This window comes from Paenibacillus sophorae (assembly GCF_018966525.1).
In the GTDB taxonomy this organism is placed as follows: domain Bacteria; phylum Bacillota; class Bacilli; order Paenibacillales; family Paenibacillaceae; genus Paenibacillus_AQ; species Paenibacillus_AQ sophorae.
Map to the genome: position 1 here is coordinate 2,656,871 of NZ_CP076607.1, position 26,851 is coordinate 2,683,721.

Annotated in this window: 28 protein-coding genes; 18 read left to right on the forward strand and 10 right to left on the reverse strand. The window is 45.0% G+C overall.

The annotated features are described in order from the left end of the window. Positions 1-4: 4 nt before the first annotated feature. The 4 genes from KP014_RS12490 (at position 5) to KP014_RS12505 (ending at position 5,320) form a co-directional block, all read left to right on the forward strand. Positions 5-1,438, forward strand: coding sequence for a PAS domain S-box protein (locus KP014_RS12490; protein ID WP_036596438.1), 1,434 nt, complete (start codon positions 5-7; stop codon positions 1,436-1,438). 95 nt (positions 1,439-1,533) lie between these two features. Further along, the gene (locus KP014_RS12495) at positions 1,534-2,220 is read left to right on the forward strand and encodes a restriction endonuclease (protein ID WP_036596436.1); all 687 of its coding nucleotides are present in this window, start codon (positions 1,534-1,536) and stop codon (positions 2,218-2,220) included. Positions 2,221-2,325: 105 nt separating this feature from the next. Continuing rightward, positions 2,326-3,507, forward strand: a complete 1,182-nt coding sequence (locus KP014_RS12500) for an outer membrane protein assembly factor BamB family protein (protein ID WP_090834109.1) — start codon at positions 2,326-2,328, stop codon at positions 3,505-3,507. Positions 3,508-4,108: 601 nt separating this feature from the next. Then, positions 4,109-5,320 (forward strand): MFS transporter, encoded by a 1,212-nt coding sequence (locus KP014_RS12505; RefSeq protein ID WP_036596429.1) that lies wholly within the window; start codon positions 4,109-4,111, stop codon positions 5,318-5,320. Here KP014_RS12505 and KP014_RS12510 read toward each other — a convergent pair. Further along, positions 5,299-5,739 carry an Lrp/AsnC family transcriptional regulator gene (locus KP014_RS12510; protein WP_036596427.1) on the reverse strand — a complete coding sequence of 147 codons (441 nt, stop codon included), beginning with the start codon at positions 5,737-5,739 and terminating at the stop codon, positions 5,299-5,301. The genes KP014_RS12505 and KP014_RS12510 overlap by 22 nt on opposite strands. A 145-nt stretch (positions 5,740-5,884) precedes the next feature. On the opposite strand from KP014_RS12510, the gene KP014_RS12515 reads away from it, so the two are divergent. Continuing rightward, positions 5,885-7,063, forward strand: a complete 1,179-nt coding sequence (locus KP014_RS12515; RefSeq protein WP_246590710.1) for a serine hydrolase domain-containing protein — start codon at positions 5,885-5,887, stop codon at positions 7,061-7,063. A 128-nt stretch (positions 7,064-7,191) separates the two neighbouring features. Here KP014_RS12515 and KP014_RS12520 read toward each other — a convergent pair whose 3' ends face one another. From KP014_RS12520 to KP014_RS12530, 3 genes are all read right to left on the reverse strand, one after another. Next, complete coding sequence (locus KP014_RS12520; protein ID WP_036596425.1) at positions 7,192-8,004, reverse strand: SDR family oxidoreductase; 813 nt, start codon at positions 8,002-8,004, stop codon at positions 7,192-7,194. Positions 8,005-8,069: 65 nt separating this feature from the next. Then, positions 8,070-8,516: a MarR family winged helix-turn-helix transcriptional regulator gene (locus tag KP014_RS12525; RefSeq protein ID WP_036596423.1), complete on the reverse strand. Its 447-nt coding sequence runs from the start codon at positions 8,514-8,516 to the stop codon at positions 8,070-8,072. Between the two features lie 270 nt (positions 8,517-8,786). Continuing rightward, entirely contained in the window at positions 8,787-9,587 is an 801-nt protein-coding gene (locus tag KP014_RS12530) for an SDR family NAD(P)-dependent oxidoreductase (RefSeq protein WP_036596421.1), read from the reverse strand. Between the two features lie 204 nt (positions 9,588-9,791). On the opposite strand from KP014_RS12530, the gene KP014_RS12535 reads away from it, so the two are divergent. The 9 genes from KP014_RS12535 (at position 9,792) to KP014_RS12575 (ending at position 16,326) form a co-directional block, all read left to right on the forward strand. Then, positions 9,792-10,208 (forward strand): MarR family winged helix-turn-helix transcriptional regulator, encoded by a 417-nt coding sequence (locus KP014_RS12535; protein ID WP_051500179.1) that lies wholly within the window; start codon positions 9,792-9,794, stop codon positions 10,206-10,208. Positions 10,209-10,370: 162 nt separating this feature from the next. Next, entirely contained in the window at positions 10,371-10,895 is a 525-nt protein-coding gene (locus KP014_RS12540; RefSeq protein ID WP_036596419.1) for a hypothetical protein, read from the forward strand. A 689-nt stretch (positions 10,896-11,584) separates the two neighbouring features. Beyond that, a complete protein-coding gene (locus KP014_RS12545) occupies positions 11,585-12,178 on the forward strand; it encodes a TetR/AcrR family transcriptional regulator (RefSeq protein ID WP_036596417.1) in 594 nt (197 codons plus the stop codon). A 20-nt stretch (positions 12,179-12,198) separates the two neighbouring features. After that, on the forward strand, positions 12,199-12,654 hold the full coding sequence (locus tag KP014_RS12550) for a DoxX family protein (RefSeq protein ID WP_036596414.1): 456 nt from the start codon (positions 12,199-12,201) through the stop codon (positions 12,652-12,654). A 245-nt stretch (positions 12,655-12,899) separates the two neighbouring features. Next, entirely contained in the window at positions 12,900-13,358 is a 459-nt protein-coding gene (locus KP014_RS12555; RefSeq protein ID WP_036596413.1) for a pyridoxamine 5'-phosphate oxidase family protein, read from the forward strand. Between the two features lie 48 nt (positions 13,359-13,406). After that, on the forward strand, positions 13,407-14,024 hold the full coding sequence (locus KP014_RS12560) for a hypothetical protein (protein ID WP_036596411.1): 618 nt from the start codon (positions 13,407-13,409) through the stop codon (positions 14,022-14,024). Positions 14,025-14,098: 74 nt separating this feature from the next. Further along, the gene (locus tag KP014_RS12565; protein ID WP_036596408.1) at positions 14,099-14,521 is read left to right on the forward strand and encodes a VOC family protein; all 423 of its coding nucleotides are present in this window, start codon (positions 14,099-14,101) and stop codon (positions 14,519-14,521) included. Positions 14,522-14,697: 176 nt separating this feature from the next. Beyond that, positions 14,698-15,567, forward strand: coding sequence for a LysR family transcriptional regulator (locus tag KP014_RS12570; RefSeq protein ID WP_036596406.1), 870 nt, complete (start codon positions 14,698-14,700; stop codon positions 15,565-15,567). Between the two features lie 99 nt (positions 15,568-15,666). Beyond that, the gene (locus KP014_RS12575) at positions 15,667-16,326 is read left to right on the forward strand and encodes a type 1 glutamine amidotransferase domain-containing protein (protein ID WP_036596403.1); all 660 of its coding nucleotides are present in this window, start codon (positions 15,667-15,669) and stop codon (positions 16,324-16,326) included. Between the two features lie 291 nt (positions 16,327-16,617). On the opposite strand, the gene KP014_RS12580 is transcribed toward KP014_RS12575, so the two are convergent. The 3 genes from KP014_RS12580 to KP014_RS12590 all read right to left on the reverse strand — a co-directional run bounded on the left by KP014_RS12580 (position 16,618) and on the right by KP014_RS12590 (position 19,961). Next, a complete protein-coding gene (locus KP014_RS12580; RefSeq protein WP_216700498.1) occupies positions 16,618-17,745 on the reverse strand; it encodes a carbohydrate-binding domain-containing protein in 1,128 nt (375 codons plus the stop codon). 209 nt (positions 17,746-17,954) lie between these two features. Continuing rightward, entirely contained in the window at positions 17,955-19,238 is a 1,284-nt protein-coding gene (locus tag KP014_RS12585; RefSeq protein WP_036596396.1) for a sensor histidine kinase, read from the reverse strand. Positions 19,239-19,277: 39 nt separating this feature from the next. Beyond that, the gene (locus tag KP014_RS12590) at positions 19,278-19,961 is read right to left on the reverse strand and encodes a response regulator transcription factor (RefSeq protein ID WP_036596394.1); all 684 of its coding nucleotides are present in this window, start codon (positions 19,959-19,961) and stop codon (positions 19,278-19,280) included. Positions 19,962-20,155: 194 nt separating this feature from the next. Here KP014_RS12590 and KP014_RS12595 point away from each other — a divergent pair, with 194 nt between their 5' ends. From KP014_RS12595 to KP014_RS12610, 4 genes are all read left to right on the forward strand, one after another. Then, positions 20,156-20,956 (forward strand): polyphosphate polymerase domain-containing protein, encoded by an 801-nt coding sequence (locus tag KP014_RS12595; RefSeq protein WP_036596392.1) that lies wholly within the window; start codon positions 20,156-20,158, stop codon positions 20,954-20,956. Further along, on the forward strand, positions 20,905-21,594 hold the full coding sequence (locus tag KP014_RS12600; RefSeq protein ID WP_216700512.1) for a DUF4956 domain-containing protein: 690 nt from the start codon (positions 20,905-20,907) through the stop codon (positions 21,592-21,594). Before KP014_RS12595 ends, KP014_RS12600 begins: the two co-directional genes overlap by 52 nt. A 1-nt stretch (position 21,595) precedes the next feature. Next, complete coding sequence (locus KP014_RS12605) at positions 21,596-22,531, forward strand: phosphodiester glycosidase family protein (RefSeq protein WP_246590711.1); 936 nt, start codon at positions 21,596-21,598, stop codon at positions 22,529-22,531. Between the two features lie 246 nt (positions 22,532-22,777). Further along, complete coding sequence (locus KP014_RS12610) at positions 22,778-23,842, forward strand: bifunctional glycosyltransferase family 2/GtrA family protein (protein WP_036596387.1); 1,065 nt, start codon at positions 22,778-22,780, stop codon at positions 23,840-23,842. Between the two features lie 101 nt (positions 23,843-23,943). On the opposite strand, the gene KP014_RS12615 is transcribed toward KP014_RS12610, so the two are convergent. The 3 genes from KP014_RS12615 to KP014_RS12625 form a co-directional block, all read right to left on the reverse strand. Continuing rightward, entirely contained in the window at positions 23,944-24,360 is a 417-nt protein-coding gene (locus KP014_RS12615) for a GNAT family N-acetyltransferase (protein WP_036596385.1), read from the reverse strand. A 62-nt stretch (positions 24,361-24,422) separates the two neighbouring features. Beyond that, positions 24,423-26,141, reverse strand: a complete 1,719-nt coding sequence (locus KP014_RS12620; protein WP_036596383.1) for a methyl-accepting chemotaxis protein — start codon at positions 26,139-26,141, stop codon at positions 24,423-24,425. A 24-nt stretch (positions 26,142-26,165) separates the two neighbouring features. Further along, positions 26,166-26,753, reverse strand: coding sequence for a TetR/AcrR family transcriptional regulator (locus KP014_RS12625; RefSeq protein ID WP_036596380.1), 588 nt, complete (start codon positions 26,751-26,753; stop codon positions 26,166-26,168). Positions 26,754-26,851 lie beyond the last annotated feature (98 nt).

Below are 26,851 nucleotides of genomic sequence, written 5' to 3' on the forward strand. Positions count from 1 at the left end.
TCCTATGGAAAAGATCTCTAAGATTCAATTGCCGCAGTATTCCTTATACTCCTACCTTGAATACAGTCCTGATGCCATTTATATTTTGGACCTGAATAAAAAAGTGGTGTATGTAAATCCTTCTTTTATTAAATTGTACGGCTGGTCTAAAGATGATTTAAATGATATGAATTTTCCCCATATACCGTCTGAATTATATAATGAATGGGCTGGCAGTTTTCAGTATTTTGACCAGAAGATAGAGGCTGTTACGCTGGATACGGTCAGAAAAAAACGGGATGGTGAACTGATCAGCATCAGCATTACGATCTCGCCGCTCATGGAGCCGGATGGTTCAATAACCGCTTTCCTATGCCTTTCGAGAGATGTAACAGAAAATAAAGTGTCGGAGCAAAAATATTACCGCTTGTTCAACCAGGCAAATGATTCCATATTTTTCTTTGAATATAATGATCAAGGAAAAGTCTCTAATTTTATCGATGTGAATGATACAGCTTGCCAAAAGCTTGGTTATTCCAGACAGGAGCTTCTCGCGAAGTCGCCGCCCGATATTGCGGACCCGGGTCTTGCGGATCAATTCGATTCAAGTTTCCGCTCCATTGTTCAAGGAAAGACGGCTTTTGTTGAAGGGATTCATGTGGCCAAAGATGGAACAAGAATTCCTGTCGAGATTAATTCAAAAATATTTAAGCTAAATAATAAGAACATGGTCATTTCTATAGTCCGTGACCTTACGGAACGGAAGAGGACAGAGGAGTTATTAAGAAAGAGCGAGAGCTTTTCTCTGATTGGAGAGCTGTCAGCGGGAATTGCCCATGAAATCAGGAATCCGTTAACCAGTATAAGAGGGTTTGCTCAACTATTATTTTCTGAAACCGAATCCATTAGAGGTTATCGCGAGTTGGTCATATCCGAGGTGGACCGGATTAATGCCATAATTGGGGAGCTGTTATTTCTTGCTAAACCGCAAAGCTCGGATCTAATCGATAAGGATCTCATCACCCTGCTTAGACAAACGATAACCTTGCTTAACGCCCAAGCGCATTTGACAGAGAATGAGATCGTCATGGAAACCAATCCCGGTAGTCTATACATAAGATGTGCTGAAAACAAGCTTAAACAGGTCTTTATTAATATTCTGAAAAACGCCATTGAAGCGAGCCCAAAAGGAGCCGGAATTAAAGTTAAGGTTATCCGGAGGAAGCAATGTGTATTGGTTCGATTTTTGGATCAGGGGAAGGGTATCCCCGCTGAGATTGTAAGCCAAATCGGTTCACCCTTTTTTACAACAAAGTCAGGGGGCACGGGACTCGGAATCATGATCAGCCAAAAAATTATACAGGATCATCATGGAACCCTTCATTTTGCCGCCAACAAGCCGAAAGGAACCATTGTTGAAATTATGCTGCCACTCAGCGTGAGCCAAAGTATTGATTGATCATTTGGCTTTAGAAGAAAGATCATTTCAATCATTGAATGATGTGGAGATATAGCTCTTTGTTCTTACAAATTTACAGCGGAGGGGTAATGCCTATGGCTAAAACGTACTATGCAGAAGGCAGGCAGGTAGCGTATGTGGTTAGGGTACTTTTTATGCTCGGAGGTTTGGCGATTTACTTTAGCATACCCGGTCTGCATTGGGGATATTTCTTCGGAATTCTGATCAGCTCAGTGGTGCTGGGAGAAATATTCGGTGGCATATGGACCCGCAAACGGCGACAGGCTAAGAAAGCCAGAAAGAACACAGGGCCTAGTAGAACTGGTCAAGGTCTTGCTAGGGCCAAAGCTGACGTTCGCAGCACATCGACCAAGTCAAGCAATAAAAAGTTAACGAATGCACAGATACTTAATGCAGATGTCCGAACATTGTCTGGTACCGATTTCGAGCGGCTGATGGAAATGTATTACATAGATCAAGGTTATAGTGTGCTGCGAGTCGGCGGTTCCGGCGACCACGAGGTGGATTTGATCTTGAAAGGTAAAGAAGGATATAAAATTGCCGTTCAGTGCAAACGCTGGAAACAGGATGTCGGGAATGACATTGTGCTGCGCCTTAAGGCTGGCAAGCAAGTTCATGGCTGCTACGATGCTTGGATCGTGACGACGAGCAATTTTACGAAGGCGGCGAAAGAGGCTGCGGATCGATTGAATATTAAATTGATTAATGGGTTATCGCTGGATGATAAGTTGAAGAGATGGAAAAATAAGCAGGTTGTATAAGCTGCCAGCAAATATATATGAAGCACAATAAGATTAGTAACATCAACTTGTCTATCATTACCTAATGGTTCAGTTTATCATACGGGATTATGGAGGATTTAGATTATGAGGAGATCTGTGATAAGTTTAATTATTGCTACACTTTTATTTGCCAATGCTGCTGAATTGACCATGGCTGAAAGCTATAAATCATTGCCGCAACCTGTGTGGTCGCAGAAACCAAATGCGGATTACATACCGGCTAGAAAAGATATTTTTTTTGTACCGGGAAGAGATACGCTTTATATTCATATAGGAGAAGAACGGGCCTCCGAGACCAAAGTTTGGTCACCCGACACACTGCGCGCAGTTGACCCGGTTACAGGGAAAATAAAATGGGTATTCTCCTTTGCCAAACCGGGTTATGGATGGCCGAGTACGGAAGATCCTTTTGTATATGCACCGGATGGTACAGTTTATGCATACTTTTCTTCAGAACATCTGCTCTATTCGGTAAGCCCTGAAGGAAAAGAAAAGTGGAGTAAAAAGCTGTCATCTGACATCCTATATAATGGTAAATTACATCTATTGTCGGATGGCACCTTAATCATAGCTGCTGAGAAGTCTACGAAAATTGGTTCCGAATCTGTTCAGTTTATCGGTTTCGATAAAAATGGGAAACAAAGATTTAATAAAGTAATTGCCGGCAAGCTTAGGACTGTGACGAAGACACAGCTTGTTGTAGAAGTGCCTACTAAAGAAAAAGAAAGCCAGAAAGTTGAAGTGTTTAGTTCATCCTTACGGCGAGCATTTCAGTACACATTTCCAAAAGGCGCATATGTTAACTTCTATACAACTTTTGCATTGTCGGACGGAACAATTATTTTCTCGGTAACTCCCAAACCCAAAACAACAAAACTGATTGCCTTATCACCAAGCGGAAAAGTGATTTGGGGCAGGTCAATTGAGCAGCTTGGATTTGCTTTTCAGGCAGGATCAGGCTATATGGTATTTAATTATAAATCAAAAAAATTGAGCTATTTTAATCAGAAAGGATTGGTCAGTGAACGTATCTTGTCGGATTTCACCATGCTGGAGGGAGATTCACTGCCCAGTGCCTATATAACAGCTGACGGCAAACTCTTTGTTGATCTTCTAAACCAACAATATGTTTTGGACCCTGAGACACTCTCTACGATTAACGAATTCAAGCTTGGTGTCGAAGGATATATTTTGGATTATCGAAATAATAGTGTTGTAGTTTACTATTGGGAAGAAAACAGAATTTCCAAGCATGTATTGAAGTAATTTAGGTACCTAAACAGAATATGTAACAGACCAATAAGGGCTACGGAACTTAATTTGAATTTATTTAAGGATAGTGTCGCTCACTGCCACGCTAGAGTCTAATGAGGTCAGGGGGGATCCTCCTAGCTCCATTCATGAGAAGCGGCTGGACACTTTGGTTGTTCAGCCACTTTCTAAGGACGGCAGCTGAAAAGAATTACGGGCAGAAGCAGACCAATGTATTCATGCTGCTTATTTCCAGATCTTTGGTAGGCATAATAGGGACGCGACAAATTTGGTCAAGAGGGAGAATTGAGATGTCCATTAAATACACTCACCCCAGACTCCACCACAATGATTTTAAAGACCTTCCGAATGCGGAGGTCTTTTTGTTTTATACAAAGCCTTTTGACCCTGTCTAAGGAGTGTGAAATATCAGAGATTAAAATTAAAGGAAAATCCTTATTCTTAAGTATAATACAGTGGCTAACGGCGTTCATATTCCTTGATTAATGTATGTAAAATAACGAAATAATTCTGTAAACTGAACTCACTTAAGCGATTGCTCGCTTGGCAGTGGAATCATGAATCCACAGAAACAGTAACCAGGAGGTGTTTGATATTGAGTCCTAATCTGACTTCAGCCACGCAAAGTGCCCCGAGCGCTGCTACTTCTGAGCGTCTTCCATGGGCAGGATTACTAGCCCTTGCGATGGCCGGATTTATTTGCATCCTCACAGAGACACTTCCAGCCGGTTTGCTTCCCCAGATCGGCGAGGGGCTTGGCGTCTCGGAGGCTATCGCGGGTCAACTCGTCACGTTGTATGCTGCTGGCTCCCTGCTCGCCGCAATTCCTTTAACAACTGCAACACGAGGGTGGAGAAGGAGGCCGCTGCTGTTGCTGTGCATTATTGGTTTTCTCTTGTTTAACAGCGTTACAGCACTATCCACTAGCTACACGCTGACGCTGGTTGCCCGTTTCTTGGCTGGTGTATCTGCAGGTGTCTTGTGGGGGATGACAGCAGGCTATGCTCGGCGTATGGTGCCGGATGTCCTTAAAGGCCGGGCCGTGGCGGTGGCAATGGTCGGCACGCCGCTCGCACTGGCGCTTGGTGTTCCAGCCGGAACATTTCTCGGCGTTCTTGTTGGCTGGCGCTCCATTTTTGCAATCATGTCCCTGCTGGCGGTGCTGCTCGTTGCCTGGGTACTCTGGAAGATGCCGGACTTCCCCGGACAGGCCGCTGCCAAGAGACTCCCCCTCCGTAAAGTCATCATCTTGCCGGGGGTGCGGCCCATATTGTTTGTTGTCCTGGCCTGGGTGCTGTCACATAACATTTTGTACACTTATATTGCACCTTACCTTGCCCAGGCCGGTCTCGGTGGTCGCGTTGACATGATGCTGCTTATTTTCGGTATTGCCTCGGTTATTGGGATCTGGCTAACCGGACTATGGATTGATCGTATGCAGCGTTTATTGGTAATGATCAGCCTCGCGGCTTTCGCAGTAGCATCCCTTCTGCTCGGCATAAGCAGTCAGCCCGCTGTGATATATTTAGTGGTGCCTGTCTGGGGGCTTGCGTTCGGCGGAGCGGCAACACTGCTGCAGACGGCAATAGCTGAAGCCGCTGGCGATAGTGCGGATGTGGCTCAATCGATGTTGGTGACAGCATGGAATCTGGCCATCGGCGCGGGCGGGTTAATTGGCGCTGTTTTACTCGAAACCCTAGGCGTTAGATCCTTTCCGTGGGCTTTGTTTACGCTGCTTCTCCTTGCACTGCTCGTTGTGTGGCGGGCGAAAGAACACGGATTTCCTTATGCCTCTTCGAGAGAATGAATGAGAAATTTATGATCGATCGGTGAAGACATGACAATCAGGATCGTATAGGTTCCATACTTATCGCACTGATTGCCAAACTCTTCGAGAGCGCTTGTAGAGTCGGTCATTACTTTTAATAAATAATTGTGTTCTCCGCTTATGCGGTGGCACTCGGCAACATGGGGAGATGAACGGACGAAATCAAGAAAGGCATAGCAGTCTCTAGTCCGAAACAACATATAGGCTGCTGCGTGCTTTCCAATTTTCTCAGGATTGATGATGGTGCGATACTCTTCGATAACGCCTTTTTCTTCCATTCGTCTTACTCTTTCCGTTACAGCAGGTTGGGATAGACCCACGCTTTTACCCAGCTCTGTCATTGAAATTCTTGCCTGATTTTGAAGATGGAAGAGGATTTGTTTGTCTACATGATCCACTCTGCATGCGCCTCCTTTAAATTAAAGGTATTTCAAAGAGAATTTGTTTTATTACTTTGTATAATCATCATAATGTATTGATTGTGATATGTAAAATAAACGATTTGATTTAATTATACAGAAACATTAGAAAGGGTGGCTGCCATTGAGCAGATATGATCTGGAAAAGAGAGAGAGCGAAGATTTACAAGCACGTATTGATGAAGTCATTGACCGTACACTTGCCGAAAAAAGGTTGGTTGGTACTGTTGTCCAAGTTACGCTTAACGGAACGCCATGTTATAGCCGCGCTGCCGGATATGCGGACCGCGAACAAAACCGGTTCATGCAGGAAAATACGTTATTCCGCCTTGCTTCCGTATCCAAACCGATCGTTTCAACAGCTGCCCTGGTGCTAGTATCACAAGGACGCCTGAAGTTGGACGACCGTGTGGACAAATGGCTGCCCGAGTTTCGCCCCCGTTTGCCAGGCGGTGAATTTGCTGCTATTACCATCCGGCATTTGTTGACTCACACGGCAGGGCTGACCTATCGTTTCTTCCAGAAGGAACATGATTCATACGAGAATGCCGGAGTATCGGACGGTATGGATCAAGCTGGCATTTCATTGGAAGAAAATATGCGCCGTATTGCTTCCGCACCGCTCCTCTATATGCCGGGTACCCAGTGGAAGTATTCCATTGCAACGGATGTACTGGGTGCAGTCATCGCCAGATCTGCCGATACCACGCTAAACGAAGCGGTACGTACTCTGGTGACCGAGCCGCTTGGCATGAAGGATACCGCGTTTATTGCGGTCGATCCCTCAAGGCTTTCTGCGGCCTATGCGAACGATCTTCCCGAGCCGCGTCGATTGCTTGATTTTGACCAAATTCCATTTATAGAGGGTACTTCGGGTTTCCGGCTCGCTCCCGGCAGGGCGCTTGATGATACGGCATATCCGTCAGGAGGCGCTGGCATGGTTGGCAGTGCGGGCGACTTTATGCGGCTGTTGGAAACGTTGCGAAAAGGCGGAGCGCCTCTATTACCGGAGAGCCTGGTTAGAGAAATGACTACCAACCAGATTGGCGATCTTCCAATGGCCTTCTGGCCAGGGCGTGGATTCGGGCTGGGGTTTACCGTGCTGAAAGATCCGGCGGCCGCTCAAACTTCCGAATCGCCGGGAACTTGGCGCATGGGTGGGACTTATGGTCATTCCTGGTTCGTTGATCCTGTCAAGCAAATAAGCGTCGTGGCGTTTACCAATACTGCCCTGGAAGGAATGTCGGGCCAGTTTACGACAGATCTATGCGAAGCTGTTTATGATGGACTTGGGAAGTCATAAGGCGGGTTTGAAAGCGGAGCGAAGGGTAAGTGCTATTATCAGCGTGAATTAATGAAGAAGTGGGGCAGTGCCCCTGACCATTGGCCTGACCGAATCGCTGGCAGCGATTCGGTCAGGGTTCGATTACTTTAGATTGCGATAAAAGGTTTGATGCTCTCTTTCAGCGTAGATACCGGGCGGCCCAATAGCTGCTTCAGATCGCCCGAGGTTGAGGAAGTATCGATTTGGCTTAAAAAACTGTAAATCCAATTTTGAATCTGGGAGTCTTGACACAAGGAAATCGGTTTGCCTGCAAGATCGGATAGGGCCGCAGCCAGCTCTCTGAAGGTCCATGCGGCCGGGGCGGTGAGCTCATAGATTTTATTTTCATGGCCATGTCCGGAAAGAACTGCTGCAATGGCTGTGGCGAGATCAAGTCGGGTAACGGAGTTGAATTTCCAATCTCCCGGGTAAACGTTGAGTTTACCGTTAGCAATTGCGGCGTTGAGATCGAGCGTTCCTACAAAATCCATAAACAAGCCATTACGAAGAAAAGTATAAGGAATTCCGGTTGTACGAATCCCATGTTCAGTAGCTAAGTGCAGATGAGAAAGGGGGGCTGTACCATTTTCAGGAAAGGCGAAACTCGTATATAAAAAATGGCCAACTTTCGATCTTTTTGCCGATTCTATGACCTGGGCATGTTGGCGTAAACGAATGGTATCATCGTGATGCGGGCTTGAAATCAATAGCAACCGGGATGCTCCTGCAAATGCTTGCTCAAGGGAGTCAGGCTGGTCGTAGTCGCAAATACGAACTGAAATTCCCCGTTCCTCAAAGTGTTTCCCGGTCTCAACACGGCGAACACAAGCAACGATTCGGTTGGCTGGAACGTGTTGAAGAAGCTGATCTATAATCAAATTTCCTAACTTCCCACTGGCTCCTGTTATAACAATAGACACTGAAATTCAACCTTTCTGATGAGAGATTTTAGTTAAGGGCTTAACTAAATAGGCGAAAAGCAACATTACGCCCTTTTTAATTTGTGGAGTAAGGCAAGAAGTTGATTCAATTCCTGCTCATTTAGCACTTGCATTTTTTTCGCAATCTGTTGCCGATTCTCGGGTAAGTGCTGCAGTAAAAGACTTTGGCCTTCGCTTGTAATCGTAATGACCGATTTTCGGCCGTCCTTGGGATGGTGATCCCGGCGAATAAATCCTTCATTCTCCAAAGGACTGAGCAGTAGACTAATATTCGATTTGGTTACACCGATTTTTTGTGCGAGCTTCGAGGGAAGTAGGGTACCACCTTCCTTCATAAGTTCAACCAAAATCCGTATTCTGGCTCCATTCAACCCTTGGGCTTGCCAGTATTTTTCTGAAACATCGACTAACTTTGCCGTTGTTTCCACCAGTGCGAAGAAAACCTGGTTATGGAGCGGTAAATCAAGCACGTAATTTTGCAGGTCCTTCATACAGCTCACATCCTTATATAGTTAAGTGCTTAACTAAAATCAATTTACTGAATGTCACGATATTTGTCAAGGATACAGAAGTCCGCCCGGTATTAATCGAAAAATGAGTGAATAACTTGGCTAAGAGAAGACTGAGAATCTGGAGGACGCCGAACGTTTGGTTCGAAATACTGGTTGATTACAACAAAGACCGTTCCAGAAAAAACTTGGCGATCTGTCGCCAGACTAGTACCGGCAGCAGATCGCCGCTTGAGATTATTCTACTTTACCTTAGATTGTTTTTAGCAAATTACCGTCAATGACATAATCCGATCCTGTAATCATGGAAGCCTGCTCGGATGCAAGGAAAACAGTCAGGTTCGCGATGTCTTCCGGTTGGGCAAATCGTCCTAAGGTGATGCCGGCCATGGCGGGAAGCTTTTCCATAATGTCTTCTGAAGTCATTCCCGCAGCTGCGCCAACCGATTTAGCAAGTCCGCTTTCCGAATGATTCCACAGTGGTGTTACCACTGGGCCTGGCGAGATGGAATTTACTCTAATTTGGCGCGGACCAAATTCCCCGGCCAGCATTTTGGTTAGATTGTTCAGAGCTGCTTTGGTTGTGCCGTATATAGGCAGCAGCAATTCAGGCATTTGTGCGTTGATCGAAGAGATGTTGACAATGGAGCCGGAATTCTGCTCAATAATGTGGGGCAAGGCTGCTTGCGTAAGACGAACGACACTAAATAAGTTCAAGTTATAGAGCTGTTCCCATTCTTCGCTAGGTGTTGCCAGAAAACCTTGGCCTCTCCGCTGATCAATTGCTCCAACATTGTTAATTAAAATGTCAATCCTGCCGAAGGCCTCAACCAGCTTCTGAGAGAGTTCATCTGTATCGCGCGCGGTATTAACATCTATCGCTAAATGCTTGACTTGATGATTTTGGATGAGCAGATCCAGCTCTTCTGTAAGCGAACGGCTGATTGCGATTACTTTTGCGCCTTCCTCGGCGAATCTTTTCACAATGGCCAGTCCGATTCCTTTGCTTGCTCCAGATACTACGGCTACCTTATCGGTCAATTTCAAATCCATGATTGGTCCTCCTGTTTCTGTAAGAATTTTAATTGTGTACTCTTTGAAGCTTGTCGAATTAATATATATGATACCATTCAATTGTCATATTTTATGATATAAATCCGAAAACTCAACATCATTCTAGATGGCATTTTCGAGAGAATTGACAATATAATTATAATTTCTATATATTTTAAGTACTAAATTAAATGGAGTGTTGTCATGAGCATCAAAGACCGGGAAGAAGCCATTCACAACGTTATGAATCAGATGGCCGGTGTTCAACAAAAGTCGCAAGCTTTCATTGAACGGATCATTAAGCCAGGTTCGCTGACCCAAAACCAGATTATGCTGCTTATTCAGCTTCGTCTTTCGGGAAGCCTGACGATTACGGATGTAGCCGAATGGTTTGCCGTTACGCCCGGAGCCGCTTCTTCGATGTGTGACAAGCTGGAGGATCTCGGTCTTCTGCAAAGAATGCGGACAAGGGAAGATCGCCGGGTCGTCACGATCGTGCTCACGGAACAAGGCGAACAACGGATTCTTGATCTGTTCAGCGATTTTGAGGCTTCGGAACTTACGAAAATCTCCGAGACACTAGAAAAAATATATCACCTGATGGCAGAAATCGCGCATTAAGCTGCACCGCTAATATGGAATACAATTGAAAGTACTGCACACCAAACTCACCGGTGTCAGTACTTTTTTGCTGAGGAAACTAATTTATTTTATTGAATATAATTTATAGTTGATATATATTTTAATTATTAAAATAAATCTGTGCGAAGGGAGAGTGGTACGGTGCAGCATGATCAGGATATTCTGGATGCATTAAACGGAACACCTCTGAAAGTAAAAGGTTCGCTTACCAAAAGGGAAGGTGTGCGTAGGAACTCCGTGGAGGTCGTCGGTTATTTGCGCGTGCTGGGCAGTATGATCACATCTAAGTTGAAAGTGCTCGGGGATTGTTCGATCCGAAACCATTGCCAGGCCATGCAGGTGGAGAATCTGGGAAGCTTGCGGGTTCACTGCCTTCAAGCCGGCCGGGTGACTTCATTAGGTTATTTATCCGTTTCGCAAAAAGCTGCAGCAAAAAGTTTTCAGGCCGAGGGAGCTGTGCGGATAGAAAGCCTGATGGCCGCGGAATCGATTGATATTAGGTTCGGTGCAGGGGGTTACCGTTACACTGTACCAGACAGAGGCGAAGCTCGTTTGTGGAGAAGAGATCATAATCGGACCAGGCTGATCCAGGAGGTCCGTTATAGTAAAAGTCTTCAAACCGATCCGGGTTCGAATGTCGAAAACGCCGTACTGCTGGAAGAGTAGGAGGGAGCTCGTTGAAATATATCTATAAAGGGCTGATCGGATTGTTTTGCATCCCTATTCTTAGCGTGTGGTTTGCAGGAAGTCTGATTTGCTCAGTGACTGCTGTCATTGCAGGGTTTCTACGTACCTTTGGGATTGGGGGAATCGGCATGACCATCTATCCCGGGTTATCTGTGCCGGAATCTCTCAGCCTCCCTTTTGGGTTATGCCTGGCTGCTGTGTTGTTGATTTCATTCTATTATACCAGGCGTTTCCTTCGGAGATGTCTCCTATACTTACGAACACCATAACGATTTCTTCGGAAATTAAACATCAACGCAGCCTGGTAAGGGTTGCGTTATTTTACAATTCAGACAGTATCACCTATCCTCCCGGAATCGCCCCGAAAAGAATGATATTTACAAACCGATGGTCGGTTTATATAATGAGGTTATTATATAAGATGAATTTGAAAAATGACATCAGGATAAGGAGTAGCGAAGGGGAAGTTTGGAACTGTAGGAGCGATAGCAACCGCCCGAAAGCTTTCCTCCGGAAAGCTAGCTTCGAAAGCATAGTCTCCGGATTTCATCCGCGAAGAGCAGTTTAAATCAAGAAACCTGAAGATGGGCAGCGGCGGAAGTTCAAACATTCCTCGTAGTTACGACTGATATCTGATGGGATTCTTAAACGATTATGGAGGAATCACATTGAAGCAAGAGGAGCGCAGAGAACAAACAATAGGGCAACTGCTTAATGCAACTAAGGAGCTATTGCGGGATAGAGGCTGCCACAGTATCACAATGAAGGATATTATGGAAAAATCAGAATTATCTAAGGGGGCGATCTTCCATTATGTGAAAAGTAAAGACGAAATTTTTGCCTGGGTGCTGCAAGACCGGCTTGAAGAAATCAACAAACATTTCATGAACGAAGTGATACAAGCCCCGATAACCTTTGACGGGCCGATGCAAGTAATCTCGCGTAATCTTGAGGCATTGGAAGATGCACATGATGTGACAAACAAGGTTCTGATGTACTTGCTAGGCAAGGAAGATGAACCTGTTATCGCGGAAGTGCTAAAGAAATATTATGAGCGATCTGTATATTTATCTAAGCAATGGATCGTGAGCGGCCAGCAGCATGGGGTTATTCAAGAATCGGTTGATCCGGACAAGACGGCGGAAATGTTCGTTCTGCTCTCGTTGGGGTTGCGCGTCCGTTCTTCCTTTCCCATCAAGAACACTTCTACTACTGCTCAAGATCTATCAGCCTATATGGTCAGCATTCTAAAAGACCAATGATGTAACAAGGAGGGATCGATATGGCACCACTTATTGCGCTTGTTTCATCTTTTTTATTGTTCCGGTTGCTCGGATTGTTGGGGCTGTCTTTTTTCGATAATTGGCACACATCACTTCAAGGGGCCGTGGCTGTCATGTTTCTGCTCACTGCTTCAGCTCACTGGGGAAAAAGGCGTCCTGACTTGATTCGGATGGTTCCTCCTTTCTTCGCGGGGAGCGAATGGATCGTAACGGCAACGGGATTCCTGGAAATAGCCGGGGCAATCGGTATTATGCTCCCCCGTACTTCCCTTGCTGCTTCGGTTTGCTTGACGCTTCTACTGATAGCGATGTTCCCTGCAAATGTATATGCGGCTCGAAACAAATTGACGATTGACGGCAAGCCTGTACCCAACCTGCTTGTCCGGACTTTGCTGCAGATCCTATTTATCGCGGCAGTCCTACTGGCATCCCCAATCCCAGTAAGCTTCCAATGAGGATTTTTATTTTCGTGCTAGCGGGAATTGATGAGGAAATTTCGGCGAGCAACACAACGAAATTCATTTCGTTTCTTTCTTAATGCAGCAATTTTTTCCTATATCCCACTTGAAACAGAACTGGTGTTCGGTTATACTTTAAGATGAATAGAGGAGGTCCGGTATACTGTCATAGTGGGCCAAATCTGTGTGTTTTGTTCGAGGGGATTCTGCTAAATCTTACTAAAGTATAAGGAGTTGTAAGCATGGATATCAATCGAGAAGTGAAAAATGTTTTTGACAGTCACGGATTGATGAGACTTGCCACGATTGACGAAAGCGGTTTTCCGAAGGTAAGACCGGTAAATTTTGCGGCAGATCAGCAGGATGAGTCTGTTTTGTACTTCATGTCTTTTAACTCTGCTAATAAGGTAAAAGAACTACAGAACAATAACAATGTACATATCACGGTAGACAAGGATGCTAATTCGATGGAAGAACTGGCACAATTAGTATTCGTTAGAGGCGCGGGAAAGGCGTACCAAATTCAAACACCGGAAGAATTACAAAAAGGTACGGGGTTGCTTATAGACAAATATCCGTATATGAAAGAGATGCCTGGAGATCCCAGCATGATGACGATGTTCAGAATAGAACTGGATAAGGTAATTGTAACAGACAATAGAGTAAGCTTCGGGTACATCGAGGAGCATAACTACCGTTAATGAACAGATGTAGGTATACTGCTGCGGTGAAATGGAGTAGATAAAGCTATGAACAGAGCTAAGCTTAAAGAAGCTGAAGAAAGATTTTTTATGCAATATCCTGGTGGCTTCTCGGATCCTCTGATGCTTGAAATTGCCAAAAAGCACAAAGTGGAAAAAATGAAAAAGTTGGCGCAGGACAGCTTCGCCATTGAGCAATTCGAAAGCTCGAGCAATATTGTTGATTCCATGAGCAAAATTGTCGGTCAATCCTCATTGGTATCGCTATTTGAAAAGCCCAAGTTTCGAGATGCATTAAACGCAATGGACGATAATGAAAAAGAACGTTTATCCCATGGGCTGAAGGAATTCCTGTATGGCGATCAGGAGCGCGGCTTTGAACAAATGTCGGATTTGCTTGGCGAATACAAGGTGGCGAAATGGCCGATTTTAACGGTCTGTCCCATCTACTACAGGCCAAGTGTGGAGGTATTCGTCAAACCCACCACCGCGAAAGGGATTATCGCGTACTTTCAATTGGAAGGTCTTGAGTACCGTTCGAATCCGACATATGAATTCTATAAGGCTTACCGGGATCAAATCAACTTGATCAAGCAAGAAGTGGATGCTTCGCTGCAATATGACAATGCGGCATTCTGCGGTTTTCTTATAATGTCAATGGCGTAGGCTGGTATGATTGATTGCTAATAAAGACATGATGTATTATAGAAATATCAAATTCAAAATAAAGGAGATTGCGCATGGCTGTCGACGCATATTTGAATTTTAATGGCAATTGTCGTGAAGCTGTAGAGTTTTACGCACAGGTCTTTGGAACGGAAGAACCCAAATTAATGACTTTTGGGCAAGCGCCGCCCAACCCGGAATATCCGCTCCCGGAGGAAGCGAAAAGCCTGATCATGCACACCCGGCTTATTATTTTTGGAAGCAATGTGATGTTTTCCGATACTTTTCCAGGTATGCCTTTTACGGTAGGCAACAATATTAGCCTGGCCATTGTGACCGACGACAAGGACGCCCTGCAATCCGCTTTTGATAAACTTAAAGAGGGCGGTAAAGTGGGCATGGAGCTTCAAGAAACTTTTTGGAGCAAAGCTTACGGGAGTCTGTCGGACAAGTTTGGTGTGCAATGGCAGTTCAATCTTGGAATGGAAGAACTGTAACGGGATGTGAGTGGAGCAGGAGACGTGCGCTGACACGACACCTTCGCTGGTAGCCGCATTTAAAGCCGGCGGATTTTGAAATATCAGTCAGGAAATAGACCGTTAACCTTTACGAGAGGGCGGTCTATTTCTGTTTGGAGGCAAGTCAGTCAATTTAGCAGAAGGGGGATTTCCATATGGTTGATTTTGAGTGGTACAGAAGCTTTTGTATGATATATAAGCACAACTCTGTGTCCGAAGCTGCAAAGGCGCGGATAATGACACAACCGGCAATGAGCCAGCACTTAGCTTCCCTGGAAGCTGAGGTTGGTGAAGTTTTATTCGTCAGGACTTCGAGGAAAATGTTTCCAACCGAACGGGGGAAGGAGTTATATTCACAGTTGGCTCCGCTTATCGAGTCTCTGGAGGAGACCACGATGAGTTTCAGAGCGGCTTCTTTACCTACGCTTACGGTCATAAAGATTGGGGCTGCACACGAGTTTTACACTGAAAAAATACTCCCTCAGCTGCATAAATTCAATATGAGCACCATTACAAATTTGGGAACGGCCGATCAGTTGGTAGAACTACTGAAAGAGGATAAGTTAGATCTCATCATTACGTCAAAAAGGTATCAAGCACAAGGCATTGAGTATCTGAAATTGATGGATGAAGAATTTGTTATTGTTGCTCCCAGTGATTGTGAAATACCGGATACAGACTACCTGGAGTCATTGGAACGATGGCTCTCTTCGCAAAATTGGATAAGCTATGGTCTGGAGTTACCGATAATCAGGAGAATTTGGAGAGAGCATTTTAAGAAGCGTCCTCAAATCAGACCTATCCATATCATTCCTGATTTACATCTAATTCTAAAGGCTATCGAAAACGGTGCGGGCCTAAGTGTGATCCCTACATATCTATTAAGAAATTCGGCAAATGAAAAAACCAAAGTTATTTGTGAGGATTTAAAAGTGAAAAATGAGTTGTATCTCGCCTATAAGCTGAAACATAAGCATCTGCCTCAAATCCATGAGATGATGACGGTAATACGTGAAAATGTATAAATATATTTATGGATAATCTATAATTTTATAATTTGTTTTATATCAAAATCGGAACTAGAATGAGGGGGTAGCAAAATATTAATATTGGAGGCAATACAAATGGCAAAAAAAGTGTTGATCGTTGTAACTAACCATACGGAAGTTCATGAGAGCAAATCGACTGGTATTTGGCTGTCTGAATTTGCCGAAGCCTATATTGAATTTACGAAACAAGGCTATGAGCTTTTGGTGGCAAGCCCACTTGGAGGAAAAGCTCCTGTCGATCCCGGCAGTGTAGATGCCAATACCCCGCAGGAAATTTTGGATGCGGAAAAATATTTGGAAAACACGGTAAAGCTTGATGAAGTATCCGATGAAGGCTTCGATGCTATTTTCTTGCCGGGCGGTCATGGAACGATGTATGATCTTCCAAAAAGCGAAACCCTTCACAAGCTGCTGCGTGATTTCTATGAAGGGAACAAGATTGTAGCTGCCGTGTGCCACGGACCGGCCGGGCTAGTTGGTGCTACACTGTCGAACGGTCAACCGCTTGTAGCCGGCAAACGTGTTAATGCCTTTACAGACCGGGAAGAGGCGCAAACGACGCTGGATAAACATCTTCCTTTCCTGCTCGAAAGCAAGCTCCGCGATTTGGGTGCAATCTATGTGGCCGCCCCGAACTGGACTTCTCATTTTGAGGTGGACGGCAACCTGATTACAGGACAGAATCCGCAGTCAACATTAGCCGTAACCAAGGCGGTTATTGCCCAACTGGGTTAATCTCAAAGCTCATTTCTATTCGGGGGTGTCCCACAGCCATGTGAATGGCTGCCGGGAGCACCCCTTTTTGCTATGTTGAGGTTCAGCATGGGATTCTTTTAAGCCCTATTTATTAAAAAGTTCAGGCAGTCGAGAATATCTCGACTGCCTGAACGTCAGGGTGAACTGCATGACTTTTATGTGAATCCGTCAGCACATCAAAGAAGGAGGGTAGGTTTTTTGGTAATTTGAGTGCTGGCGGAGGATTTTAGATCGGCTATTACTTTTTCGGATTACGGGCTGCGGCCAATATTAAGGATTCAGGCGGCCTGTACCTTCGGGGGTGATCGCAGGCGTAATGGAGATGCCGGTTGTGCCGGCTGCTCTGTAAGTTCCTCCGCTGTAAAGGCCATCTGTAGCATTGCCGCTGGAGCTGCCGCCGATAAATACTTGATAGTCCGTACCTAGATCTAGCTGATTGGAGCTGTAGAACAGGGTGCGATAGCTTTGGGCCGGGGCAAAGGTGACAATTTCACTGCCAGACTGTTCGATGTGGAGGAGTGTGCCTGCGTCCCAGGTGGAGCCAGTCTTTACAAACAATGAGGCTTGTGTGGAATCGCTATCGGGTGCTGCCAGGCTGTTCCCGCTGGCAATCACTGTACCGCCAGTGATGGCAAAGGAGCCTGCGGCATCAATACCGCCGTCTCCCATAACCGCACTGCCTTGGGAGATTACGGTACCGCCATTGATGTTGACTGTTCCATTGGAATCAATGCCGTCGCCATCGGCAATGACATTGACATAGCCTCCGTTGATGGTTATATCATCATGAGCATTTATGCCGTCATCCGGAGCGGTTACTTTGATTGAACCGCCATTGACAATGATGTCATCATCGCTGGAAATTCCTTCATTGTTACTTCCGGTTACCACCAGAGCGCCTTCACCGTTAATGACCAATGTGTCGTTGGTGAACAAAGCCGCATCGTTCTCATCCGTGCTGCCGTCATCGGACAGCGAGTTCGTTGTGCCTGGCGTTAGTGTAATCGTCACTTCCTTGGCATCCGTTACAAGCAGGGCCGGCCCGGAAGAATTGGTGATGCTTATGCCACTTAGTATCAGGTTGACTCTTTCCTTGGTATTGATGTTCACCTGCCCATCAGTCAGGCTGCCGCTTAGAATGTAATTTCCTCCGGCTGTAATGTTAACCGTGCTGTCATCTACTGCCGCACCAGTGCCGCTGACGTTAATTGGATCGCCTAAAGCAATGGTTGTTCCATTACTTGCCGCATTTGCCGGATTCGCCGAGCCGGCAGGGGCGGTCGAACTGGCTGCGCCTATAGAGCTGGTTGGACTGGTCGATCTGGTAAAGCTAATACCATCCCCATCGGTTTTGCCTAGGGTACAGGAGGTAACAGCAGGTATCAGTACTAACGACAACAGTATGGCTTTCACCGATTTTTTCACATTCAAATTCCTTTCCGATTGAAATCTGGCCTGTCCTTACTGTACAACAATGAGCTTGAAATAAACTTAAATTATGCGGGTCAGAGTATAAGATTCCGAAAAAAGAAAAATCCGCTTTCCACCCGGTGTACATATCCGAGGAGAGCGGATTTTTGATTAAAAGTTCGAAGTTAAGGCTTCACCTAGTGGGGGAAATGCTCAGCGGACAGCGGCAGTTCAACCGTAAAGGACGTCCTTTCATTCAAAACACTTTTGACGGAGATCTTCCCGCCATGATGCTCCAGGATCGTCTTGGCAATCGCCAATCCGAGCCCATATCCTCCGCCGGCCCTTGATCTGGATTGATCTGAACGATAGAACCGGTCAAAGATCTTATCGATATGCTCTTTCGTGATGCCCTCCCCGCTGTTGGTTACAATCAAAATAACCGTATTATGGATTTTCTTCAGCGTTACATCAACGGTTCCTCTAGGGTTGGTATATTTCAAAGCATTATCCAGCAGAATCATAATGACCTCTCTGATCTGTTCACTATTGCCGTAAACCGTCAAGCCGGGCTCAATATCATAAGACAATGAGATGTTATTTTCAAAACTCACGGCTTCCATGGTCAAGACGACATTTTCCAGAGTTTCACTGAAATTAAAGTTGGAAAAAATCACTTTTGCCTCTGAATAGTCCATCTGCGTCAGATAGAGGAGGTCATTGGTTAAATGGGTCATTCTTTCGACCTCCGTCTTTATATAATGGAGCCATTTCGAATGTTCGTTTATGTGATCATCGCTGTTGGCTAATAATACATCCACATTCGTATTGATAACGGTAAGCGGAGTCTTGAGCTCATGCGACGCATCGGTAATGAACTGCTTTTGCTTATCGAAGGCTTCTTTAATAGGCTTAATGGATTTGTTCGCGAAGAATTTGCTTATAAGGTAGATGATGATCAGCATTACCATTGCGACAAGAATAAAGGTATAGATAAGCTGTGTCAGGATGTATTCCTGCTTCGTTATTTCCAGGAAAATGACTACCCGGCCATCCTGAAAGGGCTGCATCACAAAGGCCCAACAGTCGTCATCCAGCTTGAATTTGCCCTTATCGGAATGTCTGGACAGTGCGGCATTCATAGCCGAATTATAGAATTCTTCGCCCAGATCATAATGTGAGAAGGGGGTAATTGAGCCCGTGCGATCCATTAGTAAAGCAAACGAAAAGGAAGTCTCATGCGAAGGATCTTCGGCATCCAAATCAAACGAATGCTGGGAAGCATCGGGATCAGGCTGGTTACTCATCAGATTGCTGATTGTTTTTTGCTTCGACTTCGATATCTTGTACAGCTCCATATCAATGTCTTTCTGGACGGCGTTAGATGTTATGAAATATATGGAGGTAAAAGCAATCAGCATCATGACTGAAATGATAACCAGATTAAGAAGGAGAAATTTGTTTCTGAGCTGTTTAAACATCCTATACCCTCTTTATATTGTTATCCATGGAGAACATGGTTACTTGGCTGGCTGATATTCCAAAATGTATCCTACACCGCGCACGGTGCTGATGATTACCGCCGAATGTAAAAATGCAAGTTTCTTTCTTAAAAAGGAAACATAGACCTCGACATTGTTATATTCCGCGTTGGAATCAATGCCCCAGAGCTTTTCAATAATAAGTTCTTTGGGTGTTACCGCGTTCTTGCGATTGATGAAGAGTGCCAGAAGATCGTTTTCCTTTAAGATTAATTTTACCTCTTTGCCACCCCTGGATAGTTTAAGGTTGGAAGGATTTAATTCAATATCTCCAAACTTTAAGCTGTTATCCTCCAGAACCTCCCATTTCCGTCTGGACATCGCTCTAATTCTTGCCAGAAGCTCCTCCGTTGCAAAAGGCTTTGCCAAATAATCGTCGGCCCCGCTGTCCAGGCCAATTACTTTATCTGAAATTTCACCCTTGGCTGTAAGCAGGATCACCGGGGTTGAAAGACCTTCTTTTCTTATATTTTTCAGTATGTTAATACCGTCCATTTTAGGCAGCATAATATCCAATATGATCAAGTCATAAATATTGCTCAGCGCATAATCAAGTCCGGACTCTCCGTCATGAACGGCATCCACAGTATAATTATTCTTTTTAAGAATTTGCGTCAAAGCCTCCGTTAAATGAAGCTCATCTTCTACAAATAGTATCCTCACCGCACATGACCTCGATCTCCGAATGGGCTGATATCCCTGATTATATCACAGCAAACCTTAAAACAATCTTAAATGACCGCTCGTACATAAAGCTCTCTATTTAAGATTTGTTAAAGGTTCTACCCTTAGAATCAAATCAATCAATCTATGCTTACCGGTATGAGAGGGAATTTTGTTGTGAAGGAGAGGCTATCATGGCTATTGAGGTTTTTAACAGATATGAAGGCAAGTTCTTAATCGATCAAGCGCTGTATGAACAAATTGAGCATAAGCTTCGGCAGTATATGGAGCTAACGGAGTTTAACCGAATGAATGGATTTTATCATATAACGAATCTCTATTATGACACCGGGGACAATCAATTAATAAGGCATTCCTTATCCAGACCTCAATATAAGCAAAAATTTCGCATCAGGGCCTATGGCGTGCCAAAGGGAGAGGAGAAAGTATTTTTGGAGATTAAGAAAAAGGTATGCGGCTTGGTTAACAAGAGGAGAACACAAATCACGCTTGACGAAGCCTATGATTTCATCGCTTCAGGAATAAGACCCGAGCTGAAGTCCTATATGAACAAGCAGGTCATCAATGAAATAGCCTATAGTTTACAGCTATATGATCTTGAGCCCAAGCTGTATATCGCTTATGAAAGACAAGCCTTTTTTGGCAAAGAAGACCGCGGGCTAAGAATCACTTTCGATACCAATATAAGGACAAGAAGATCCGAATTGAAGCTTGAAGACGGCGACCATGGAGAAGCTCTATTGGAGAGAAATCAATGGCTTATGGAGGTAAAGACAGAAAGAAATGTTCCGCTATGGCTGTCCAAATTGCTGTCGGAATATAAGGTCTTCAGGACGCGTTTTTCTAAATACGGCAGTGAATATGAACGAATGCTGGCAGACAACAGAAGAGAGAAGGGAGAACGAATCGAATGTTTGACTCCATATCAGGCAGCTTATTCGGCTCAGCCGCAGCTGGCTCATCAGTATCTATAATGCATGCGGTTTTGACCCTTGCGGTGTCCTTTGTTCTGGGGGGACTGATCAGCCTTACATATATGAAAACCTGCAATAGAAACGGATATTCCCAGAATTTTGCGCTCACTCTTGTTATCGTACCCACCGTTGTAGCTATCATCATCCTTTTGATCGGCAACAATATCGCGCGTGCTTTCAGTTTGGCGGGAGCCTTCTCCATTATCAGGTTCAGAAGCGCACCGGGAGATTCGAAGGATATCGCTTATGTGTTATTTACGATGGCTACCGGCCTGGCTTGCGGCGTCGGCACTTATGGATATGCGGTGCTTTTTACCCTGTTCCTCTGCCTGCTAATGGTGATTCTTCATTATTTCAAGTTTGGGGCCGCCAAGACTCCCCGGAAGCTGCTGAAAATTACCATTCCCGAGGATTTGAACTATGAGGGGGCTTTCAATGATCTGTTCTCCAAATTTACGATAGAGCATGAGCTGATTAAGGTCAGAACGATGGATTTGGGCAGCCTGTATCAGCTTGTCTACACCGTTTCCATGGATAAACAGATCAGTCAGAAAGAATTTCTGGATGAACTGAGGTGCAGAAACGGCAACCTGAACATTGTTTTATCCATGTATGCCGAAGCAGACGGGGGATTTTAACTTGAAGTGGGCGAATGCGATCAGGAAAAAGAGATGGAAAAAAGTAACGATCATCACTGCGGCGGTTCTCTTGATCATAGCAGCAATCTTGTATCAGCTGGCTTACCGGTATTTGATTGACAGAGTTGAGGCCACGGCAAGAGACAGCACACCAAGTACGATAACGGAGCAGCCGTCCGGAACTGTCGAATATGATGATTGGAATTATAAAAGCGACAGCGTGCAGATAAGCATCGATGAAATTGTAAAAGGAACCGGCGCGGACAAAATCACTTATTTTGTGGCAGATGTGAGACTGGGTGATTCTTCCATGGTGTATTCCGCCTTTGCGGAAAATAAAGTGGGACGAAACATTGTGGAAACGACGTCAAAAATTGCCCGGGATCATGACGCCGTGTTAGCCATTAATGGCGATTATTACGGATTTCGGGGTGACGGCATTTTAATAAGGAATGGAACCTTATACAGAAATAATCCCGCACGCACAGCGGCGGCGTTTTTTAGAGACGGAAGCATGAAGATTTTTGATGAAAAGGGCAGTTCGGCGGAGCAGCTGCTTGCTGAGGGAGTGACCAATACCTTTTCCTTTGGGCCGGTGCTGGTCAGAGATGGAACGCTCTTAACGAACTTTGGTCATATGGAAGTGGATACGAACTTCGGCAACCATTCGATTCAAGGATCGCACCCCAGAACCGGCATTGGAATGATTGAACCCGGTCACTACGTGTTCGTTGTTGTAGACGGAAGGATGGAAAATTACAGCAGGGGAATGACCCTTGCGGAGTTTGCACAGGTTTTCGCGGACCTTGGTGCGGTGGAGGCCTATAACCTTGACGGAGGAGGTTCATCAACCATGTACTTTATGGGCAGGGTGGTCAATAATCCGCTCGGAAAAGGCCAGGAACGCAGAATAAGCGACATTATCTATGTAAGATGAACATGAAAAATGACATAAAGGAAAGGAGTAACGAAGGGGAAGTTTGGAACTGTAGGAGCGATAGCGACCGCCTTTGTCTCCGGATTTCATCCGCAAAGAGCGGTATAGATTAAGAAATCTGGAGACAACAGCGGCCGGAAGTCCAAACATTCCTCGAAGTTACGATCGACACCTAAATGTAAAAATTTCAAGTTCATTTTATCTATGTCAAATAAGAAGATAATTCATCTTAGGATGTGAATACTTATGATCATATTAATCCCGGCCTATGAGCCGGATCTGAGGTTAATTAAACTGATTCGGGATTTAAAGAAGAAGTGTGATTACCGGATCGTACTGGTTGATGACGGCAGCGGCGATGCGTATCGCAGCCTATTTGATGCGGCGGTTAGAATGGGCTGCGTCTTATTGACCCATCAAGTAAATGAAGGCAAGGGACAGGCTCTTAAGACGGGATTTCGCTATATTCAGCATATCGGAGAGCAGGAGGGTGTGATCTGTGCCGATTGCGACGGCCAGCATCTGCCCGCGGATATCATTAGAGTTGCTGAAGCCGTAAAGAATCACAGGGGCTGCGTTGTTCTGGGCATTCGGCGGTTCATCGGACAAGTACCGTTTCGAAGCCGATTTGGTAATAGTGTAACAAGAATGGTGTTTTCTTTTGTAAGCGGTCTGAAGATTTATGATACCCAAACAGGACTTCGGGGTTATTCTGCCGATATGCTCAAATGGTTATGCGATATTCCCGGCAAAAGATTCGAATATGAGATGAATATGCTGCTGGAAGCTGGCCCTTGCGGTTACGGTCTGCGCGAAGTGAATATCAACACGGTATATTTGAACGACAACAAGTCGTCTCATTTTCAGCCGCTTCGGGATTCGGTCCGAATCTATTGGCCGATTATTAAATTCAGCATGTCCTCAATCGTATCCGCAGTGCTCGATTTTGTCTTGCTTGCCATTTTGCAAATACTGACGGCCAATTTACTCTTGTCGGTGGCAGTGGCCCGCCTTGGCAGCGCCGCCGTTAATTATTCCTTGAACAATGCCTATGTATTTTCCAGGCAGAGATCTTCCCCCGTCAATAAATCCCTGCCAAGATACGCTGTACTGGCTATAGTGATCATGCTGGTTAACTATGAAATTATTTATGCATACCATGAGGTCATTGGAATGCCGGTCGTCCTGGCCAAGATTTTTACCGAGGCTACCCTATTTTCATTTAGTTTTTGGTCCCAGAGAAAATTTGTTTTTAATCTGAAGAGGCCAAGCGTGAAGAGGGCAAGCGTGAAGAGGTCGAGCAGGCTATGAAGAAGCAAAAGAATAATCGCCTTGCCCTTTGTTGAATAGGGACAAGGCGATTTTTTAGTTAGCCGTCTCGATTGCAATCCGTTATCGAAAGTGAAGATATCCTATTTGCCGGTTTTTCTCATCAATTGGATATCACCAATTTCATTGGTAAAGCCCCATTTTTCATACAAAGATATTTTGTCAGACTTACAATATAGTTCAAGGTGTTGTACAGACTGAAGTTTAGGGTGTGTCGTTACTTGATCTAGCAGTACTCGCCCCAAGCCGTTTCCTTGATACTCTTCATGAATAATAACATCAAATATTAAAGCTTTATAGACAAAATCGGAAAGTACACGTATAAAACCAATAAGTCTATTAGTAATGTTGTCACATATTCCAATGAGGATATCCGTGTGTTCAAGCATTACAATTATATCTTCAAGCTTTCTGGTATTTGTCCACCATTCTTGTTGGTATAGTTCGTAGAGCTCTATGATTTGCTGCTCATCTAATGTTGAGATGATCTTGTAATCCATATATACTTCATTCCCTTCAAAATGTCTCTTTCCTGTAAGTATGAGCGAAGGGAGGAGAGAGTTCAATCAACGGTAAAACGTTTCACTGCATCATGCAGCTGACCGGCGGATGAAGTCAGCGCCTGACAATATGCATTGATTTCCTGCATTGCGGCTGACTGGCTTTCTACCGAGTAAGCTATCGTTTGGGCCTGCCGCGTGATCTCCCGGCTGATCTCATCTACTTCTCCCACTGTCGATAATACCTGGTCACTGCTATCAACCAACTGCGACAGCGTAGCGGCCGAACCTTGGGCAATCTCCGCGGCTTCATTAATTTGCTGGAGAATGGTTTGAAAAGCAGCTCCTGCTTTATTTACTTCTTCCGCTCCTTTTTCCACCTCAAGGCTGCCTTCGCTTATGCTTTTGACAGCAGTACTTGTTCTTTCCTGAATTTTGCTGATAATGGCAGTAATTTGCTGTGTTGCCGCCTGCGATTCATCAGCCAATTTGCGCACCTCATCAGCGACCAAAGCAAAGCCTCGGCCATGCTCGCCTGCCCTGGCTGCTTCAATGGCGGCGTTCAGCGCGAGCAAATTCGTTTGACTGGCGATGCCGGCGATTACATTGATAATCTTGCCTATTTCCTCTGAGTTTTCTCCCAATTCTTCCATAACCTTAACCGAGTCATTAGTCTTACGTTGAATATTCTCCATTTGGTCAATGGCTGTGGTGATCGTTTCGTTGCCGTCCACTGCGATGGCTACTGCCTGTCTGCTGATGTTGACCGTGTCGTTGGCGTTATTCATGCCTTGATGTATCCCAGCAGCTATGTTCTCAACCATGGTTAACGCGATGGCCGAATTGGCCAACTGCTTCTCAGTTCCCGCCGCGGTCTCTGCAGTCAGTGAAGCCACCTGGTTCGCCGCCTGAGCCGAATGTTCAGAGTTAGCCGTAAGCTCATCAGCGGCGGAAGCCACCTGCTGCGAAGATTGGGCAATCTGCTTGATCAATTGCCGCAAGTTTTCCATCATATCATTGAGGATTCCGGCAAGCTTTCCAAGCTCATCCTTTTTATGTATTTCAACTTTTTGCGTCAAATCTCCGCTGCTATTGGCCATTTCCTGCAATTTTGCAATGATATTATTTAGCGGCCTAGTGATCGTTTTTCGCGAAAACCAATATGTAAACAACAAAGTAATGGCAATCAAAAAGAAATTGGCCAGGATAACCGCTGTGACGACTTGTCCAACCGTCTCCTCTACATCATCGACATTGATTCCGGTACTAAGTACCCAGCCCCAAGGCTCATAGAGCTTGCTGTACAGCCTGCGATGCGCGGGCTCCGGTGCGTTCGGGTTTATGTACCAAGTATTGTAATAAAACCCTTCTTCCTTATGCTCGGTCGCTCCTTTGACATAGTCTCTTATCGGATAATTTCCTCTGGCGTCTCTTGTATTGCTTCGGTCCGTTCCGACGATTTCCGGTTGATCACCACCATGCATAATATTGAATAAATTGGTGTTGTCCATCCAAAAATATCCGTCTTGTCCATAATGGATGTTACGGGTAACTTCAAGGGCCCTGGCCTGCGCTTCCTCTGTTGTCAGTTCCCCTCGATCAGCGAGCCCGGCATAATAAGTGATGACGGAATATGCGCTTTCTACATTAGTTCTAAGCTGCTGATCCTTCTCCAGATAAATACTTTCTCTTACTTGTGGAATCACATAAAAATAGCTGATTAAAGTAAACAGGATAATCGGCACTATCGTGATCAGCAGTAATTTGTTGACGATCTTCACAAAATCTCTCTCCTCACACTATACTCATTGGAACCCGTCCAGCAATACTTCGACTACCTTTTGCAGCAGCATCTCCCGCTGTTCATCTTTATGATCCAGCACCATCCGCGGATGGTGGAAGGAGGTGGTGGCTTCCAGCAGGAGTACAGCCACGTTTTCCGGTTCTCCGCGGATTTCTCCGGCAGCTATCGCTTTTTGAACCAGCGCCACAAGCTGCTCATTTACGTTATGCAAATGCTGTACAATAAAAGGCTTCAGCAGCTCCGCTGCCATATTGAACGATTTGTAAAGCTCAGGATCTTTTAGAACCTTCTCTTTTTTCAGTTCGTGATATTTCAGGAACCATTCGATAATCAACCGGCGCGGGGATCGTTCTTGCTGGGTTATGAGTTCCAGCGTGTTGTCCATCCGGGCTAGCCAACGTTCGGAAATGGCGTCAAGCAGAGCCGCTTTGTCGGGAAAATGATTGTAGAGAGCGGCATGGCTTACTTTCAGCTCCTTGGCGATATCCGTTAAGCGGAACTTATCGAATCCATAATAACGAATCTTTTCTTCTGTGATTTGCAAAGCCTTTTCTTTGATTTCTTCAGAAGTTAATCCAGTTTTCGGCATCGTGATTCACCCCATTTCCATTGAATTAGGCGGAAAGCCCTATTTTTATATTACAAATTACAAAAAACATAACATGTAATATGTTAGCGGTCAAGAGG